The sequence below is a fragment of the Burkholderia sp. WP9 genome (assembly GCF_900104795.1).
Taxonomy (GTDB): Bacteria; Pseudomonadota; Gammaproteobacteria; order Burkholderiales; family Burkholderiaceae; genus Paraburkholderia.
This window is the reverse complement of record NZ_FNTG01000002.1, coordinates 2,242,484-2,261,504: the sequence shown is the minus strand read 5'-3', so window position 1 is coordinate 2,261,504 and position 19,021 is coordinate 2,242,484. Positions and strand designations below refer to the sequence as shown.

General features: G+C 65.2%; 5 protein-coding genes. 1 reads left to right on the top strand and 4 read right to left on the bottom strand.

The window, feature by feature from the left end; translation table 11 throughout:
- Positions 1-37: 37 nt before the first annotated feature.
- A complete protein-coding gene (locus tag BLW71_RS31220; RefSeq protein ID WP_286162160.1) occupies positions 38-1,738 on the top strand; it encodes an MFS transporter in 1,701 nt (566 codons plus the stop codon).
- An 83-nt stretch (positions 1,739-1,821) separates the two neighbouring features.
- Here the strand turns inward: BLW71_RS31220 and BLW71_RS31215 are convergent, their stop codons facing one another.
- The 4 genes from BLW71_RS31215 to BLW71_RS31200 all read right to left on the bottom strand — a co-directional run bounded on the left by BLW71_RS31215 (position 1,822) and on the right by BLW71_RS31200 (position 18,959).
- Complete coding sequence (locus tag BLW71_RS31215; RefSeq protein ID WP_091806351.1) at positions 1,822-2,664, bottom strand: formyl transferase; 843 nt, start codon at positions 2,662-2,664, stop codon at positions 1,822-1,824.
- A gap of 40 nt (positions 2,665-2,704) precedes the next feature.
- Positions 2,705-4,075: a lysine N(6)-hydroxylase/L-ornithine N(5)-oxygenase family protein gene (locus BLW71_RS31210; protein WP_091806347.1), complete on the bottom strand. Its 1,371-nt coding sequence runs from the start codon at positions 4,073-4,075 to the stop codon at positions 2,705-2,707.
- 122 nt (positions 4,076-4,197) lie between these two features.
- Positions 4,198-9,222 (bottom strand): non-ribosomal peptide synthetase, encoded by a 5,025-nt coding sequence (locus tag BLW71_RS31205; RefSeq protein ID WP_091806344.1) that lies wholly within the window; start codon positions 9,220-9,222, stop codon positions 4,198-4,200.
- Between the two features lie 50 nt (positions 9,223-9,272).
- Positions 9,273-18,959: a non-ribosomal peptide synthetase gene (locus BLW71_RS31200; protein WP_091806340.1), complete on the bottom strand. Its 9,687-nt coding sequence runs from the start codon at positions 18,957-18,959 to the stop codon at positions 9,273-9,275.
- Positions 18,960-19,021 lie beyond the last annotated feature (62 nt).

Genomic DNA, 19,021 nt, shown 5'->3' with positions numbered 1-19,021 from the left:
TGTGGGCCGAGCTCATCGACTATCGAGGTGAATATCCATGAACAATGATCCGATCGCGCCGCCACGGCGCGAAGAACGGCCACGTACGGCTGCGGCAGAATGCCGGCCGGGCTCACGCGAGGTGCGTCCCGAGCAGACCGCCGATGACAAAACACCGCGCGCGTTCCTCTCGCTCCGAAAAAACACCCTGGCGTTGGGCGCGGTGTGTCTTGCGTCGCTGATGTTCGGCCTCGAAATCTCCAGCGTGCCGGTGATCCTGCCGACGCTCGAGCGCGTGCTGCACGGCGATTTCAAAGGCATGCAGTGGATCATGAACGCCTACACGCTCGCCGTGACCACGGTGCTGATGGCCACCGGCACGCTGGCGGACCGCTTCGGCCGCCGACGCGTCTTCGTGATCGGCATCGCGCTGTTCGGCATCACCTCGCTGGTCTGCGGACTCGCGCAAAGCGTGCCGACGCTGATCGTCGCGCGTTTGCTGCAAGGCGCAAGCGGCGGCGCCATGCTGATCTGCCAGGTGGCCGTGCTCTCGCATCAGTTCCACGAGGGCCCGGAACGCGCTCGCGCATTCAGCGCGTGGGGCATCATCTTCGGCATCGGGCTCGGGTTTGGGCCGATCATCGGCGGGACGATCGTCGCGCTCTCTAGCTGGCAGTGGGTCTTCTGGGTGCACGCGCTGCTCGCCGTCGCAACCTTGACGCTCGTGTTCGGCGGCGTGCAGGAATCGCGCGACCCGCATGCGCATACGCTCGACGTGGCGGGCATCGTCACGCTGTCGCTCGCGGTGTTCGGCCTCGTGTATTTCATCACGCAGGTTCCGGCGCTCGGCTTCGGCAATCCTCGCGCGCTCTTCATCATCGCGGCGACGCTGCTCGCCTTAGTGGCCTTTGTGGTTGCCGAGAAACTCAGTGCGCGCCCCATGTTCGACTTCTCGGTCTTCAGGATTCCGCAGTTTTCCGGCGCACTGATGGGCTCGGCGGGCATGAACTTCAGCTTCTGGCCATTCATGATCTATTTGCCGATCTATTTCCAGATCGGGCTCGGCTACGACAGCGTGAGCGCCGGCCTCGCCTTGCTCGCCTACACGCTGCCGACCCTGCTCTTCCCGCCGCTCGGCGAACGTCTCGCGCTGCGTTACGGCTCGGGAATCGCCATACCCGTGGGCCTGTTTACGATCGGTCTCGGCTTCATGCTGATGCGATACGGCAGCGCCGCCGCGCATGCGAACGCGTGGACCATGCTGCCCGGTTGCGTGATCGCCGGCGCGGGCCTCGGCCTCACCAATACGCCCGTCACCAATACGACGACCGCCGCGGTTCCCGTCGAACGCGCGGGCATGGCGTCCGGCATCGATATGAGCGCGCGGATGATTACGCTCGCGATCAACATCGCGTTGATGGGGGCGATCCTGGTAGGCGGCGTTCTCTTCAATCTGAAGACGCGGCTGCCGCAGACGCTCGACACCGCGCCCCTCGGCGCACTGGCCGAGAAAATTGCCGCAGGAGATGTCGAAGCGGTGAGAGCGGGGATTCCCGCGTTAGCGCGTATCGATCCGTCGGGCAGCATCGTGCATGCTGCGTTGATGCAAGGTTTCGGGTGGGTAATGCTCTACGGCGGCGTTGGCGTGTGGGTGCTCGCCGCGCTCAGTTTCGTGATTTCAGGCAGCGCGTCGCGAAGGCTGGGCCACCGGGAACGCGCGCCTGCGCCCCGACAGGCGAGCCGATGCGACGCGTGCTGAATAGCGCGTCATCAAATGGCTTACCCCCTCGTTCTCGCCCAATAGCCACTTCGAGCGGCGCGTGCGCGCCGCTCCTCACCGCATCACGCCTCGACTTGCACCGGCTGTCCGGCCATGATCGCGAGACCTTCGTTCAAAGCCGGGAAAAGGCTTCGGTTGAAATTGTTCCAACGTAGTTCGAGGATCGTATCGTCCTTATCGATTTCGGTATTCAGCACGTCGTGAATCACCTCGCCGGAGTCGATCCCGTTGTCGACATAGTGAAACGATGCGCCCGTCAGATACAACGGTTCGACCGCCACGGTTTCCATCGTCTTCCAGTTGACCACTTTCTTGCCGCGCGCACCGTAGAGCGCGTCGAGCGTCGCGTAGGCGCCGCGCCGCTCGTAGGGCGACTCGGCACGCGTCACGCCCGGGTGAATATTCACGATCTTGCGATAGAACGGCGCGCCGGGCCGAACCAGTTCGTCGAGAATGATCAGCAGACCGTCGAGTACGACAATATCGGCTTTCAATGCCACCAGCGTATCGAGCAGGTGCTTTTCAAAGCGGCTCTTGCCTGCCGCTCGGCCTGGTGCATCGAGCGGCTCACGCCGGTACGTCGATGGAATCGCGAGTAGCAGATCGTTGACCCGCTTGCCCTGCACGCGCAAGTTCGGCGGATAGAACCAGCGCTTGCCCGGCTCGTAAGCAAATCCATATTCCTTCAGTTTTTCGCGGTCCGTGCCGGATCCGGCATCGTCGTCGTAGATAACTTTTTCGAGCGAGTATTGATCGCCGAGTGCGGTTTCATTGAGCGCTTCGACAAGCGACTCCAGTACCGACTTCATGTAGCGCGCGCCGCTTTTGTACGCGATGTCCTGACCCGCCTTGTCGGCGGCCGCGTTTCGTAACGACCAGATATAAACGAGTTTTTTCTTCGGCATAGTCGATTCCTATGTGTGTGTGTCGTGGCGCCGCTTTCTATCAAAGCGCGAAAGTCATGCGGTCCGCGCGAGTCGCGTTTGCGTGCGTCTGTCTCGACCGGTCAGCCGAACGGTCGCGCGATGCGTAATGCGCAAGCGAAGCGGCGATTTCGTCGGAGCGCAACGCGAGAACCGACAGCAGCGTGTCGGACAGTCCATGGCTGTCTTCACAGCAGCCTTGCAGGTAAATGCGTGGTTTGAAGGTCACCGGCGTGGCGAGCCTGTAATCGCGCTCGACATTGCCTTGCGTGAGCGCATCGCCCAGATGCGGCGCCAGCCCCTCCAGCAACTCGACATGCGTGTCGCGGCGATATCCCGTCGCGAGCACCAGCGCGTCGAATTGCTCGGCGCGGGCCTGGCCGCTCAAACGGTCACGCAGCGTGAGTTCAATCCGGCCGCCGCCCGTGCGCGCCGCCGTTTCGATGCCGGTGTTCGCGAGCAACCGGTGGCGCGGTTCGGCGCAGACGTTTTGCAGGTAAAGCATTTCGTAGATCTGCTCGATCAGCGGACGGTCCACTACCGCGTAGTTGGTGTCGCGAAAGCGCTCGATCAGCGCGCGCCGACCGTCGCGCGGCTGCGCGTAGACGACATCGGTAAAGGCGGGGTTGAAAATCTCGTTGACGAACGGGCTGTCGTCGGCGGGTTTCAGCGCGCTCGAGCGAATGATGAGGCTCGCATCCACGTGCGGATAGCGGCGCGTCAGATCGACGAACACTTCGGCCGCGCTCTGCCCCGCGCCGATCACCGCCACGCGTTTTCGCGCGCCGTTCGCAGGTCCGACGACGCGATCGATGGACGTGAGGTACTGCGACGAATGCACGATGTTATGCGTGCCGAGCGCGGCGAACGCCTCCGGCACCTGAGGCCCGCCACCGATGCCGACCGACAACGCCCGTGTCACACGTTGCCATTCACGGCCTTCGTTGTCGCGCGAGAAAACGCGTAACGCTTCGACGTCGTTGGTATTGTCAGCGCTCTTGATCGCTTCGATACCGGTCACGGTCTGGCCGTAGCTCACGCGATCGTCGAACGACGCCGCCACCCAGCTCAGGTAATCGTGGAACTCCACGCGCGTCGGATAGAAATTCTTCAAATTGACGAAATCCGCCAGACGTCCGCGTTCGAACAGATAGTTGATGAACGTGAACCGACTTTTCGGATCGCGCATGGTCACGAGATCCTTGAGGAAGGAAATCTGCATCCGGCAGTCGTCGAGCAGCATGCCGCGATGCCAGCCGAATTCCGGCTGTCGCTCTATGAAGCAATGCGTGAGGTCCGACACGCCCGCTTCTTCTGCGAGGCGCACGGCAAGCGCCAGATTCGACGGTCCGAAGCCGATTCCGATCAGATCAAATACGGTGTCTCTGTGCATGTCGCAGGTCCTTATCGGTGGAAGCCGGCACGCCAAATGCGCGGGCCGGCGAAAAATCTTTCGTGATTGATGCGGTTTTTATTCACTGCCTTTTTTGCCGGGCTGTGTGTTCGACTCCGGGTTCAAGCGCCGTCGCGCAACTCGGCAACGCAAGAAGCTCGTGCATCGAGCCGAGCGCCCAGTTGCGTGAAGGTTGGCGCGGCGAACACGTCGGCAATCTCCAGTGCGTGACCAGCGGCTCGCGCGGCATCGACAAAGCGCACGACATCGAACGAACTTGCGCCCGCTTCGAACAGATCGTCGTGAAGCGCGGGCGTGTTGCCTTCGAACAGATCGCTCCACACGCGTTCGAGTGACGTGGCGCGCCGCGTTGCTTCAGTGTGAGATGCCGGGCTTGCTTGCGCGCTCGTTGCAACGCTGGCTGACTCCAGGGTAAAGCGTGCTGAAGCAACGCCCAGTTGTTCATGCGGCGCGTCGACGAACCGCTGCACCACGTCCAGATAGTCGGCGGTCAGCGCCTCGACGAAGCAGCCGTCCACCAACTCGTTCGCATACGAGAAGGCGCCCGTCACGCGTCCGTCGGCATGTTCGACCACGTCCAGTTCCAATTCGAACACGACCCGATGCCGCACGTCGTTGAAATCGTCGAGCGTGAGGCCGGCCCAGTCGCGTCCCGCTGTTCCGGCCGGTCGCAGGTAATTGAACATCACGGAAAAGAGCGGATTGCCGGCTTCGGTGCGCGTGGCGCGCAATGCCGCCACCACGTCGGCGAACGGCGTGTCCGCATGCGCATAAGCGGCGAGCGCGGCGTCTCGCACTTCAGCGAGCAGCGTGACCGGCGTATCCGTTTTGGCGAGCCGCGTCCGCACGACCACCGCGTTGATGAAAAGTCCCAGTGCGTGGCGTGCGGCTTCGCCTGTCAGTTCGCGCGTGGAAGCGAGAACGCCGACCGGCTGATCCGTTGCGCCCGTCGCGCGATAAAGGGCGACGTTCAGCGCGGCATGCAACACCATGGGCAAGGTGGCGTGAACTTCGAGCGCCATCGAGCGGGCGCGGCGCACGAGAGCCGGGGTCAATTCGAACGCGAGGCGTCCGGCTTTCCAGGTGGGCGACGCCACGCGGCCCGACGGCGGCGAAGGCAGCACTTGCGACGGCGCATCGGCCAACGCATCGCGCCAGAACGACAGGCGCGCTCGCGGCGCGGCTACAGGCAAGACGAGTTGTCGAGCCGAAAGCGATCCCGTCGCCGAAGCCGCCGGCGACGCGCCACGCACGATCGCGACATAAGTGCCGCGCACATCTTCGAGCCACAGATCGATCGACTGCCCGTCCGACACGATGTGATGCACGACCAGCGACAGCACATGATCCCGCTCGGCAATGCGTAATAAGCGCACGCGCCAGAGTGGCGCATCGTCGAGCAGGTGGAACGGCGTGAGTGCGTCCTGGTCGGTGAGCGCGATAGCGGCGTTCTCGCGTTCGGCTTGCGAAGGGTCGCCAGAAAGATCGATCACGGGCAGTTCGAACGCCGCCGAGTCCACGACTCTTTGGCCCGGCAGTTGCCCGTCACGTTCGACGATCTGCACGCGCAGCGCGGGATGTCGCGCAGCGGCTTGAGCAAACGCGTCGCGCAATGCAACGCTATCGAGCGGCCCTCGCAGACGCAGCGCGACAGGAATGTTGTAGGACGCGCTGTCCGGTTGCGAGCGCCACAGGAACCACAAGCTCAATTGCGCGGAAGAAAGCGGCAGGATGCCGTTCGCGTCCGGCCCAATAAGTGAATTGGAACCGCCTCCCAGCTGTCGTTCTCCGGTATCCGCCACCGTTTCGCTGCGTGCCGACGCCATCACGCGCTGCGCATATTGCGCGAGCGTCGGCGCTTCGAAGAGCGTGCGCACCGGCACATCGCGCGCGAGACGTTCGGCCACGCGCGTCGCCACGCGGACCGCCGCAAGCGAATGTCCGCCGAGTTCGAAGAAATGATCGGCACGGCCGACTCGCTCCACACCCAGCACTTCGCGGAAAATCTGCGCAAGCGTGGTTTCGAGTCCGGCAGCGGGCGCCTGATAGGCCCGCTCGACGCGCTGCGGCTCCGGCAACGCCGCGCGGTCCACCTTGCTATTGGCATTGCGCGGCAACGCATCGAGCACGACGATATGCGCGGGCACCATGTAGTCAGGCAACGTATGACGCAGATGCGCATCGAGTTCCGCTGCGTCCGCGCGTGTGCTGCGCTCGCGCGCTTCGGCGCTCAATTCGACATACGCCACCAGCGCTGCTTGCGCGCCCTTGCCATGCACGACCGCCACAGCTTCGCGCACGTCGCCGTGCGCGGCGAGTTGCGCTTCGATCTCACCCAGTTCGATCCGCAAGCCGCGCAACTTCACCTGATGATCGACACGACCGATAAAGTCGAACACGCCGTCCGCGCGCCGCTTGACGAGGTCACCCGTGCGATAGAGCCGCGCACCCGGCGCGCCGAACGGATCCGGCACGAAGCGCTCGGCCGTGAGTGCCGGCCGGTCGAGATAACCACGCGCCACGCCCACGCCTTCACCACCCAGATACAACTCGCCGATCACGCCGACCGGCAGCGGATTCAAGCGCGCATCGAGCACATGCGCCGAACGCGCGCCGACCAGCGTGCCGATTGGCAGATACGCGCTGTCCGCGAGCTTCGCGGTGTCGTCGGTCGGATAGAACATCCACAGCATTGGCGTAATGACCGTTTCGGTCGGCCCGTATCCGTTGACGATCCGCGCCTTAGGAAACGCCCGGCGCAGCAGCGCGAACGCTTCACGCGAAGTGGCTTCCCCGCCTACCGTCAACGAGCGCAAGCTGGGCGGCGCACCGTGCGCGAGCGCCCATTCGGCGAGCTGGGTTGCGCAACCGGGCGGCACGTAGGTCATGGTCACGCCTTCGCGAACCATCATCCGGCAGGTTTGCGCGGGTGGCCACAACGTATCCGCCGTGATGGCGACGGCCGCACCGGACATGTACTGCGAGAACCAGCCTTCATGCGCGCCGTCGAAATTGACCGACTGGAACAGCAGGAAAACGTCACGCTCACCGACGCCGTAGCGCTCCGCAATCGCCGCGCAATGCAGGGCAAACGAACCGTGATCGACCACCACGCCCTTCGGCTTGCCGGTCGAGCCCGATGTATAGATCACATAAGCTGCCTGGTGTGGCGACACGCGCGGCAACTCGACATCCGCCGCGGATTGAACCTCAGGCTGCGGCTCCTCGTCGATCGGCCACAACCGTAAACGATCCGACGCCGGCAACGCAGCGAGACTCGCGCGTTCCGTGATGACGTGCGTGATTTGCGCGTCATCGAGAATCTGCGCGAGGCGCTCGCGCGGATGGCTCGGGTCGAGCGGTACAAACGCGCCGCCCGATTTCAACGCGGCAATCAGGCCGACCAGCAGGTCGACCGAGCGTCTCAGCGCCACGCCCACCCGCATTTCGGCACGCACGCCTGCCGCGACGAGGCGCTGCGCCAAACGGGTTGCGCGCGCATCCACTTCGCCGCGCGTGAGCGAGCGGTTCGTGTCGGCGACGCCGCGCGCGTCCGGCCGCGCGTGGGCATGGTCGGCCACGCGCTGATGCACCGGCCTGAACGTTGCTTCGCGCGGTAGCGCCGTGCTGTTCCAAGCATCGAGTTGCGCGCGCTCGGCTTCAGGCAACCACTGCACATCTCCGACCGCAATGGCGGGTGTCGCCGCCGCGTTCGATAGCAACTCGATGAATCGCGCGGCAAGGCGCTCTATCGCGTCGGCGTCGAACAGATCGAGCGCATAGATGAAGGTCGCGTCGATCGAACCATCGTCGCGCTCCTCGAAACTCAGCGTCAGATCGAACTTGGCGAACGGCGCGCCCGATGGCAACTCCGTCATGCGCACGTCGGCAAGTGAAGGCAAACGCCGACGCGCGCCATAAGCGGCCATCACCTGAAACAACGGATGATGACTCGCGCTGCGCACCACACCCAGCGCTTCGACCACCTGTTCGAACGGCACATCCTGATGCGACTGGGCGTCGATCAGCGTTTGTTGCGTCGCGCTGACCAGCGCGGCGAACGGTTGCGTTGCCGAAACGGGCGTAGCCAGCGTCAACGTATTCACGAAGAACCCGACGAGACCCGCCACTTCGCCGCGCTCGCGATTCGCCGCGGGTACACCGATCTGAATCTGCGTTTCTCCCGACGAACGCGCGAGCAAAGCGCTCAGTGCCGCCAGCAATACGGCGAACGGCGTCGCGCGCTGCGCATTGGCCAAGGTCTTCACGCGCTGAGCGAGCGCGGTATCGAGAACGAAACGATGCCGTGCCCCACGCGCGCTACGCTGAGCCGGACGCGGCGATGCGCCCGGCAACATCAGCACGTCGCGATTCGCGTCCAGCCGCTCGCGCCAGAAAGCCAATTGACGCTCACGCTCGCCCGCGTCGAGCCAGCGGCGCTGCCACAGCGCGAAGTCGGCGTACTGGATCGGCAATGGCGCGAGCGACACCGCTTCGCTCTTCGCATACGCGCGATAAAACGACGCGAGTTCGGCAAGCATGACGTCCGCGGACCAACCGTCTGACACGATGTGATGCGTCGTCAACGCGAGCCAATGGGTGCTAGCGTCGAGGCGAATCAGGTGAGCGCGCACCAACGGCCCGACCGACAGATCGAAGGACTTCGCTTCATCGGCGCCTGCAATCTCGGCAGCGCGTGCCTCGCGCTGTTCGGCGGGCAGTGTGCTCAAGTCGCTCGCACGCCACGGGCAGCGCGACGGCGCATGCACCGTTTGCAGTACGCCATCGCCGTTTTCAACGAAGGTGGTGCGCAATACTTCGTGGCGCGCGACCAATGCATCGCACGAAAGACGCAATGCGTTGGCATCGAGCGTGCCGTCGAGCCGCAGGCGTTCGGTGATGTGATACGCCGCCGGTTCATCGATCATCCGCGCATGCAGCCACAGACGCGTTTGCGCAAACGACGCCGGCACGCTCGCGGTCCGCTCGGTGCGCGGCGGGATCGGCAGCACGCGAAAATCAATGCCGGCTGCGGCGAGCTTCGTAAGAAAGGCTTTGCGCTGCGCATCCGGCAACAGTGCGAAGCGTGACGCGAGGGAAAGCAGATCCGGTTTGGCTGTGGTCATGCTCAGGTGTCTCAGTGCGGGTCGGCGGGTCGATCGGTCGATGTGTGGGCTTATTGCAGTTCGAATTCATCGAGCAGTGCATCGATCGCGCTCGCGGTATCGCCTGCTCCATGAGCCTCGCGCTCGGCGAGCGCGCGATCGATCGCGGCGGCACAGCGCTGCAACGTGCGTTCGTCGAACAAGGTGCGTAGCGGCAGAACGAGCGCCCAGTGCAGATTCGCCTGCGCGTTGGCTTGCGTCGCAAGCAGCGAGTGACCGCCTAGCACGAAGAAGTCGTCGTCGCGGCCAATCGCGTCGACGCGCAGCACGCGCTTCCAGATCTCGGCGAGTTCGCGTTCAGTGTCGGTGGCCGGCAAATCCAGAGCATGTTCGCCGACAGAGCCGCGCACGGGCGCGGGTAGCGCGTGCCGGTCGCATTTGCCGTTCGGCGTGACCGGCAGCGCATCCATCGCGATCAGATGCGAAGGCACCATGTACGACGGCAGTTGCGCTCGCAAGCCATCGAGCAGCGCCTGCGTATCGAGCGCGTTGTCCGCGCTGCGCGCCACGTAGCCAATCAGTTGCTCGTCACGCACGATCACCACCGCATCGTGCACGCCGGGTGCCGCCCGCAGCAGGGCTTCGATTTCGCCCGGCTCGACGCGCTGGCCACGCAGTTTCACCTGCGTATCCATGCGGCCGAGATAGTCGAGCGCGCCGTCCGCGCGGCGGCGTGCAAGGTCGCCGGTTCGATAGAGCCGCGCGCCGGGCGAAAACGGATCGGGCACAAAGCGATCGGCTGTCAGCGCGGCCCGGCCAAGATAGCCGCGCGCAAGTCCCACGCCGCCCAGGTACAGTTCGCCGATCGCGCCTTGCGGCAACGGTTGCAACGCCGCGTCGAGCACGTGGAGTTGCAGGTTCGCAATCGGATGACCGATCGGCACGGAGGCCGCTTCGGCGTCGCGCGCATCGCAAGTCCAATGCGAAACGTCGATGGCCGCCTCGGTCGGACCGTAGAGGTTGTAGAGCCGCGCGTGAGGCAGTTGCTTTGCCACGCGCGCCACCAGTTCCGGCGCGAGCGCTTCGCCGCTGGCGACGATTCGCTCGATACTCGCGCAGCGGACCGCCGCGTGGAAGTCTTCCAGGTGCGCGACGAAGGCCGCGAGCATCGACGGCACGAAATGCAGCGTCGTGACGCGGTGTGCCTCGATCGCGGCGACGAGGCGCGCCGGATCGCGATGCTCGCCAGGCGCCGCGATCGCGAGCTTCGCGCCGACGGCGAGCGGCCACACGAACTCCCATACCGACACGTCGAAACCGAACGGCGTCTTGTGCAACACGACGTCGCGGGCATCGAGGCGATACGCGTCCTGCACCCACGCAATCCGGTTCGCCAGCGCGCGATGCGTATTGCCCGCGCCCTTCGGCTTGCCAGTCGAACCCGAGGTGTAGATCAGGTAAGCGAGCTGATCGGGCGCGACTGCGACCGGAGCGCTGAGCGTGAAGTCAGCGCCGCGTAGTGCGTCGACGGTCAGGATTTTCACGCCGGTGTTGTTGACTGCGTTCGTGACCCGTTCCAGCAGATTGGGCTGTGTCAGCACGACGGCCGGTTTCGCGTCGTCGAGCAGATACGCGATGCGCTCCGCCGGATAGTCGGGATCGATCGGCAGATAAGCCGCGCCCGCTTTGAGCACGCCGATCAGCGCCACCACCATGTCGAACGAGCGCTCGACACATAGCGCCACCGCCGTGTCCGCGCGCACGCCTGCTTCGATGAGCGCGGCGGCGACGCGATCGGCGTTCGAGTCGAGTTCGCCGTAGGACATCTGGTGCGTGCGTCCTTGCGGATCGGCGAATTCCAGCGCGATAGCCTCTGGCGATATCAACGCCTTCTGTTCGAACTGCCGATGCAGCGCCTGTTGCTGCGTGAGCGGCCACGCTTGCGCCGTCTCGTTGAAGCGGTTCAGCGCGGCGAGATCGTCCGCCGTGGAGATCGAAATCGTGCCGAGCCGCGCGTCCGGATTTGCGATCAGGTCCGCGAGGCACGAAGCGAACGCGCGATGCAACGCGGCGACACGCGCTTCATCGAGTTGCGCAGCGTCGTAACCGTAGTCGATCATAAGCGTGGTGCCCGCTTCGATCACCAGCGTGAGAGCGAAGTCCGTCGCTTCGATATTGCGCAGCTCACGCAGCTTCAGCGCTCGCTCGTCGCGGCCCTGCCAGGCTTCATCCACGGGGTAGTTTTCGAACACGACCAACGTGTCGAACAGCGCGCCGCCACCCTGCCCCGCCCATTGCTGGATTTCAGACAGCGGCGTATGCGCGTGCTCGGCGGCCGCGGCGTTATCGCGCTGCAGGTCGTGCAGCCATGCCGAAGCCCGGCGTTGCGGCAACGGCGCGGTGATCACCGGCAGCGTGTTGATGAACAGACCGAGCACGGTATCGACGTCCGGCAGCGCGTCAGGACGGCCCGCGACGGTCGCGCCGAAGGCGACTGCCGTGCGATGCGTCATACGTTGCAGTGCAAGCGCCCACGCGCCTTGCACCATCGTATTGAGCGTGACTTTCAGACGGCGCGCGGTGTCGATTAGACGCGCCGTCGTGGCTGCGTCGACGGTTTCACGGTGCGCGAGATGGCGCGATTCGCGGCGGCCGCTTGCGGACTCCAGCGCGGCGACCAGCGTCGGCTCGTCGAGCAGCGCGAGGCGTTGCAGCCAGAAAGCGCGCGCGCTGTCGGCATCACGCGCGGCGAGCCACGCGATGAAGTCGCGATAGCGCGTCTTCGCGGGCGCAGCGAACAGCTGCGGACGCGGCGGCTCGATGTAATCGCGCAGCACATCCGCAAAGAAGCGCGCGGTGCTCCAGCCATCGAGCAGCAAATGGTGACGCGTCCAGACGAGACGCCATGCATTGTCCGTGATGCGGATCAGCGCGACGCGCATCAGCGGCGGCGACGTCAGATCGAAACCGCGCGAGCGGTCGGCGCGGAGCCAGTTTTCGAAAGCATCCATCGCACCCGCGCCGCGCTCGCGCCAGTCCAAAATCTCGACGGGCATGCGCGCCTGGCGATGCACGATCTGCATCGGCGCCGCCTCTTCCGGCGTGAAGCTCGTGCGCAAAATGTCATGGCGCGGCACCGCCGCCTCGAATGCCGCACGCAGGCGCTCCACATCCGGGTCGATCAACGTCGCGACCAATTGATTCACATAAGTGGACTGCTCGGGCGCGAATAGAGAGTGAAACAGAATGCCGTGCTGCATCGGCGAAAGCGGATAGATATCGTCGATCGTGCGCAAGTCGAGCCGCATGCGTTCGATAGCAGCCTGTGTCAGGCCGCCCGCGCGGGCGAGCGGATAATCCGCAGGTGTTGCGCCGCCGCCTCGTTGCGCAAGACGCCCAGCGCATGCGCCAACCAGTTCAGCAAGCGCGCCCTCGAAGCGCTGCGCGAGTGCCTCCACAGTAGCGCGCTCGAATTGCGTCGCGCCGTAGACCCAATGGACTTTGAGCGTGCGCGTGGCGTCGCCGTCGATATAGGCGTGAATCGCCAACGCGTTGCCAATCGGCCCCGCCGGATCGCGCTCGCGGCCCGCGCCACCAAAACGCGGTACGAGCGCCGCCTCGCGAGGGGCGTCGAACTGGCCGAGGTAGTTGAAGGTCACATGCGGACGCGGCACGGCGGCGAGCGCCGCACGCGTCGCTGTGTCGCCGTAGTGGCGCAGCACGCCGAAACCGAGGCCTTTGTTCGGCACCGCGCGCAACGTGTCCTTGACCGCGCCGAGCGTAGCGGCCGGCGTGCTTTCAAGCGAGAACTGCACCGGATAGTGACTCGTCAGCCAGCCTGTCGTGCGGCTCACGTCGACGTCCTCGAACAAGGCCTCGCGGCCGTGGCCTTCGAGTTCGATGCGGCACGCCGGCAAGCCGAGCGACTGCGTCAGCGCGGCAATCAGCAGTTCGATCGTCTGCGTTCGATAGGCGGCATTCGCCTCCGTCAACGCGGCGCGCGTGAGATCGGCGCCGATCGTCTGGATCACGGATTGCGCGTCGGCGTTGGTCGCCCTGGCGTGCGGATCGTCGAGCGGCAGATCGTCGTACGGCGCGGCGAGCGCGGTCCAGTACGGTATTTCTGCGGCGAACGGCGAGTGCGTCGTGTCGCGCGCGGCGCGTGCGAGGCGTGCCGCCCATTCCTGCGCACTCGTTCCCGTCGACGCGAGCCGCACGCTGCGGCGCTCGCAAGCGGCACGATAGACGGCATCGAGATCGTCCAGCAGCACGCGCCACGACACACCGTCGACGATGATGTGATGGATCGCCAGATAGAGGTTGGTGGCACCGTCAGGCAGAAGCGCAGCCAAGGCGCAGACGAGCGGGCCGCGTGTCAGATCGAGCGTCCTTTGCAACGCGTCGAACTGAGCGAGCGCGTCGGCCTCGTCGCGTGCGCAGACCGCTGCTAGCGGCAGTGTTTCGAACGCTTGCGCGGCCAGCGTGAGCCGCCATTCGCCTTGCGACCCGACCGGCGCGAAACGCTGGCGGAAAATGTCGTGGTGCGTCAGCAGCGTTTCGAAGGCGCGGGCGAATGCGTCGAAGTCGAACGGCGCTTGCGCGTCGAGTTCAATGGATTGATTCCAGTGGCCACGCTGCGGAATATCCAGAGCAAAGAAGCGCAGTTGTGCGGGCGTGAGCGTGGTGGCCTCGTCCGTTTTGGGTGGCGTGCCTTGCGCATTCGGGATGGTGGGAGCCGCTTGCAAGGCGAGTTCCACCGTTGTCGCGACGCGCGCGAGTTGCGCAAGCGTTGGCGCATCGAATAGTTGCTTGGGCGTGAAGCGCACGCCGCGTTTGCGCGAACGCGCGATCACCTGCAACACCAGAATAGAGTCGCCGCCAAGCTCGAAGAAGTTGTCCTCGCGGCCCACACGTTCGGCTTTGAGCACGTCCTTCCAGACGGCGGCGAGGGTTTCTTCGGTCGGGCCTTGCGGCGCGTCTGCGGCGGCCATTGCGGGCGCTGGCGCGACCGCCAGCGCCCGTAATGCCGCCCGATCCACCTTGCCGTTGGCAGTCACGGGCAACGAGGCGACCTGCTGCAACACCGCCGGCACCATGTAATCCGGCAGGCTCACGCTCAACGCCGCGCGCAACGCGGCTTCGTCAAAACGCGCTCCGCTCGTCATCGCCACGAACGACGCCAGACGCAAACGCCCGTCATGCTCCACGGCAAGCGTTTCGGCCTGAGCGACGCCTTCGAGCGCGCGCAGCGCCGCGCTGACCTCGCCCGGCTCGACACGGTAGCCGCGAATTTTCACCTGGTCGTCGAGCCGGCCCAGAAAATCCAGTCGACGATCGGCGCGCAGTCTGACGCGGTCGCCGGTTCGATAGAGTCGCTCGCCTGGCACGAAAGGATTCGGTACAAAACGCTCGGCGGTTGCGGCAGGACGACCCAGATAGCCGCGTGCCAAACCCGGGCCGCCAAGATACAACTCTCCGATTGCGCCTGGCGGCACGCTCGCGCCGCTGTTGTCGAGCACACATGCGTAGGCGTTCGGCAACGGCAGACCGAGCGGCACGGCGTGTGCCGCTTGCGTGCTCGGCGCACGCAATGCCGCTTGCTCCGGCGCGGACGTATCGCATGTCAATGCGCCTACGGTTGCTTCAGTCGGGCCATAGTGATTGATGACGCGGCAGGCCGGCTTGAGCGCAGCGATCCGCTGGACCAGCGACCACGGCAGCGTTTCGCCACCCGTCACCAGCGCGTGTGCGGGCAGCACCTCGGCGGGATGCTGCGCGTCGAGCAGCGCGTGCAAGTGGCTCGGCACGATCTTGAGAATACCGACATTGCGCCTGCGCATTTCGTGGGCGAAGCGATCGGGATCGAACGCGCATTGCGCGGGCAACAGGTGCAGCGTACGGCCCGAGCACAGCGCGCCGAATAGCGTCGTATGGCCGAGGTCGGCCGCGACGGTGGAGACCATCGCCATCGAAGCGTCCGCGGCGAACGCGAGTTCGTCCAGCATGCCTTCGACATAATCAGCCAGCGCACCGTGCGAAATCACGACGCCCTTAGGCGTGCCGGTCGAGCCTGAGGTGAAGATCAGGTAGGCGGCTTGATCGGCCAACGGTGGCATGTGCGAAGCGATCGAGTCATCCACGCTCGCCGGCGATGCAGCTTGCGTGAGCGCATCGAAGTCGAGCGCGGCCGCGCCGCCTAACGTAGTGACCGCTTGACCGGCTGTCAAAATCCAGCGCGCGCCACAGGTATCGACAGACGTAGTCAAGCGCTCATTCGGCGCCGCGGGGTCGAGCGGCACAACGTACGCGCCGGACTTCATCACGCCGATCAGCGCGACCACAAAGCGCACCGAGCGCTCGATACACACCGCCACCGCCTGTTCAGCGCCAACCTCACGCTGCCTCAAAGCAAATGCGATTCGGTCGGACGCCGCGTCGAGGTCCGCATACGTGAGTTGCTGATCGACATCCGCGAGTGCCACACCATGCGGCGTTTCACGCACATGGCGCGCGAACAGCGCGAGCACGTTGTTAGCCGCCGGTTGAAATTCGCGTCCGCGTCGCGCGGATCGATATTCGGCGCTATCCGCACAATCCAGTTCAGCAATCGCGCACTGAGGATCGCGCACGGCATCCGCGACGAGCGCGGCGTAGCTATGGAGCCACGCGCGAGCGGTCGCTTCGTCGATACCGTCGAGCGCGTACGCCGCGACCAGTTCGATGCCGCGCGGGTCGTCGGTGAAATCGAGCGCGTAATCGAAGCGGGCAGCGAGATCGAGACCCGGCGACATGCGCACCGAGGCGCCCGGCAATTCAGCCGTCAACTCCAGATCGAACTGCTGCGCGAACTTGACCTTCAGCCACGCATCGCCGCGCCGCACCGGCGGCTTGACGGCGTCGAGCACCTGATCGAAGGGCACATCCTGATGCGCGAACGCATTGAACGTGGAGAGGCGCACGCCGTCGAGCAACGCGGCGAACGATTGGTCCGGCGCGACGCGCGTTCGTAGCGCAAGCGTGTTGAGGAAGAGACCCACCAGCGGCACGGTCTCCGCCCGCTGCCGATGCGCGATCGGCGCGGCCACGACGACATCGGTTGCGCCGGTCAAACGATAGAGCCACGCGTCGAAAGCGGCGAGCAGCACCGTGAACGGGGTCGCCCGCGCGCGTCGCGCCGTCTCGCGCACGGCTTCGGAAAGTGCTGCGGGTAAACGCAGCGCGAGACGGCCGCCACGATAGTCGTGTTCCGGTGAGCGCGGCCGGTCGAGCGGCAACGCGAGTGGTTCGGGTGCATTGCTCAGCGCATCGCGCCAGTACGCCAGTTGCCGTGCGCCTTCGCCCGCGGCAAGCCAGTCGCGTTGCCATTGCGCGTAGTCGGCGTACTGCACCGTCAGTGCGGGCAACTGCGGCTCGCTTCCCATCGCGAAGGCGGTGTAGGCTGTTCGCAGTTCGTCGAAGGCACAGCGTGAGCTCCAGCCGTCGCTGATCGAATGATGCGTGGTCAACAGGAAACGCTGCGTGTTGTCGGTTAGCGTGACAAGCGCGGCGCGCACCAATGGCCCTTTCGATAGATCGAAGGCCGCGCCAACGTGCTGTTCCGTGAACGCCGCCAATCGCGCAACGCGTTCGACCTCACTCTCGGCGCGCAAATCAATGTACGCAATCGGCACCGGCAAGCGTGCGTGAATGCGTTGCACGACGACTCCATCATCGGACTCGACCAGCGTGGTTCGCCATGCCTGATGACGTGCGATGACACAGTCGAGCGCGCGTTGCAGCGTGCCAAACTCGAGTGCACCCCGCACATTCCATTGCACGGCGACGTGGTACGCCGCGCCTGCGTCCTGCGTTTGCGCGAGCACCCAGAAGCGCTGTTGCGCGAACGAGGCGGGACGGTCGACGAACGGCGCGTCAGCGGTATGCACAACGTTGATCGAATGCGAACCTGCTGCTGCTTCAGGCTCGCTCTCGTCGATCAGACGCGCCAGCGCTTCGAGCGGTTGATCGGCGAACAACGCATCGAGCCGTAAATTCACGCGCCACTCGATACGAATCGCCGCTTGCAATTGCATCGCCGTGAGCGAATCGCCACCGCAAGCGAAGAATCGATCCGTGCAGCCAATCGGCGCCGCGCCGTTCAACAGCGTTTGCCAAAGCGCCGCCAGGCGCGTTTCAGTGGCGGTGCGAGGCGCGACATGATGCGCATCGGCCACAACCGGCATCGCAGCAACGAAGTCGCGCAAGGCGGCGCGATCGAGCTTGCCATTCAGCGTATAAGGCAAACGCTCGAAGCGCGCGATGCGCTGCGGCATCCACGCCTGAGGCAAATGCGCGGCGAGATGCGCTTGCAGTGCGGCATCGTCGAGTGCGTCGTCGCGCAGCACCACGCAGGCGATCAATTGCGTCCGGCCGCCCGCAGTTTCGGCCAGCACGCCCGCATCGGCCACCGCCGGATGCGTCAGCAGGCAGGCCGCGATTTCGCCGGGCTCGACGCGCACGCCGCGCACCTGAACCTGATCGTCGATGCGGCCGAGATAATCGAACGAGCCGTCGTCACGTTCGCGTGCGAGGTCGCCGGTGCGGTAAATCCGTTCGCCCGGTGCGCCGTGCGGGTCGGGCAAGAAGCGCTCAGCTGTCAGCGCCGCACGGCCGTGGTAGCCGCGCGCGAGACACACGCCGCCGAGCAATAATTCGCCGGCCTCGCCCCGTTTCGCCGCGCCATCGACACGCGCCACGCGCCGCCCGATCGGCCAGCCTATCGGCAGCGATGCAAAACCATTGCCTTCTTCTAGCAACGGCGCCACACCCGGATCGACGGGCCACAGCATCGGCGAGATCACCGCCTCCGTCGGTCCATACCCATTGACGAGACGCACCGACGGAAATACGCGGCGAATCTCGTCGAAACTGTCTTGCGACATCGCTTCGCCGCCGAACAGCAGCGTGCGCAGCGAAGGCGGCACGCCTAGACGCTCGCAAACGTTCGCGAACTCGCGCACATAAGCGGGCGGCAGCGTCGTATTCGTGATGTTTTCGCGCAGCATGAACGCATGCGTGGTTTCCGGCCCGAACGGCGGCGGATCGCTGATCACCACGCTGCCGCCGACGGCAAGCGGTACTAGCCACGCTTCGATGGAGACGTCGAAATTGACCGAAGCAAAATGCAGCACACGGTCGGCGGCGCTGATCGGCAACGAGCCGGCGAGCGCTTCGCCGTGCGCGGCGAGCGGACCGTGCTCGACAGCCACCGCCTTCGGCGTGCCTGTCGAGCCGGACGTGTAAATCATGTAGGCCGCCGCGCGCGGATGCACCGGCGTGTCTTCGTCGTCGAAATATGCATCTGCCGTGTCTGCCGTAACAACGCTTGCCACGTCGAAACATTGAACGAAACGCGCGCGCATTGCCGCATCAGCAGAACCGTCGACGATGCCGTGCATGAGCCCAGCATCCCGCGCGACCCAATCGAGGCGCGCTGGCGGATGACGCGGATCGAGCGCGACGAACACGCCGCCCGCCTTCAATACAGCCAGCAACGCGACGAACAGATCGCAGGAGCGCGCGACGCACACGCCCACACGCACTTCAGTCGTCACGCCCGCGGCACGCAGTCGCGCGGCAAGACGCGCCGCGCGACTCTCCAGTTCCCCGCGCGTCAAGCGCACAGTGTTCGGCGTGAATGACGCCAGTGCGGGCGCAGCGGGATCGATGCGCGCCATGGCGCGGATCTGGTGGTGCAACGCAATCGGGAAGCTCGTCATGGGCATGAAATCCGTTAGAACCGGCCGCTTCGGCCAAGTCGCCGGCCGCAATGGGCCGCTTC